Here is a 1534-nt window from a genome sequence, read left to right as displayed (position 1 = left end):
CGCAGCAGATCATCGTGCTCCGCCATTTCCCAGGGCAGCTTGCCCGGGGCCACATTCAGGAAGTGCAGGTAGTTTTCAAACTGGTCGAGCATGTCGCGGATGATATCCACCTCATCGTAACCGAACACATCGTAGGAACGGCCACCACGGCGCAGGAACACCTCGGCGCGGCAATACTCATGGGCATCGCTCACCTTGGCCTCGCGGCTGCTGTAGGCATATTCCGGCACCGGCGTGGTAATCAGGCGGATGTCATAAATAAAGCCCACATGCTCATCACGGTTCACCACCAGCTCGGCACGGATAAACTGCTCGTCGAAATTCACCGTGGCATCCCAGCCCGCCTTGCGTAGCTCTTCCACTACCTTGTTCATGCTGGACATGGCCGTTTCACGAATAAAGGATTCCACCTCCTCGCGGGAAGGGTAACGGATCATGGCGGTGAGGCGATGGCGCCACTGGCTGCCGGTCATATGCCGGCTGTGGGCCATGTGCGCCTGCAAACTGGTTTCCCGGTGCCCCTCGATCACCAGCGCCCGCCACATGCCCACGGCGGCCAGCAGAATGACAATCGCAAACGGCAGTGCACTCACCATGGTCATCGTCTGAAGCGCACTCAAACCACCGGCCAGCAGCAGCACCGATGCGATCGCCCCTTCCAGTACCGCCCAGAAAATCCGCTGCCAGGCAGGGGTTTCCAGCACACCACCAGACGCCAGCGAATCCACCACCAGCGAGCCGGAATCCGACGACGTCACAAAGAAGGTCACAATCAGGCACACCGCCAGGAACGACACCAGCGTGGACCAGGGCAAGTGATCAAACAGCTGAAACAGGGCCACCGCCTTGTCTGCCTGCACCTGGCTGACCAGCTCGGTATAGCCTCGCTCCATGATCGCATTCAGTGCCGTATCGCCAAACACCGAGAACCACAGGAAGGTAAAGATACTGGGCACCAGCATCACCCCGACCACAAACTGGCGAATGGTTCGGCCACGGCTGATTTTCGCAATAAACAAGCCCACAAAGGGCGCCCAGGCGATGGTCCAGCTGAAAATAAACAGGGTCCAGTTGCCGATCCAGTCACTGTGCGTATACGCCTGCAAATTGAACGTACGCTCGACAATATTGCTCAGGTAACTGCCCGTATTCTGAACAAAACTTTCCAGAATATGCACGGTGGGGCCAACCACAAATACGAACAGCATCAGTGTCACGGCCAACACCATATTCAGAATCGACAGGCGCTTCACACCCTTGTCCATCCCTGCTACCACCGACACCGTCGCCAGCGCGGTAACAATGGCAATGGCGCTGATCTGCACCATGTTGCCCACCGGCACATCCCACAGGTAATTCAGCCCGGCATTAATCTGCGCCGCCGACAAACCCAGGGTGGTGGCGATACCGAACATGGTGCCCAGAATGGCAAACACGTCGATGGCATGGCCGATCGGGCCGTAAATTTTTTCACCAATAAGGGGATAAAACGCCGAACGCATGGACAACGGCAAGCCGTGACGGAAGGCGAAAT

The 1534-nt window shown here is 57.6% G+C and carries 1 protein-coding gene; it reads right to left on the bottom strand.

The genetic code is table 11. The features are described from left to right. Positions 1-1534: BCCT family transporter (locus A3730_RS24175; RefSeq protein ID WP_063539145.1), on the bottom strand; the 1534-nt coding region annotated here is incomplete at both ends.

The organism is Alcanivorax sp. HI0044, assembly GCF_001634945.1.
Note: the sequence above shows the minus strand (reverse complement) of the source record. Positions and strands in the feature narration are given on the sequence as shown.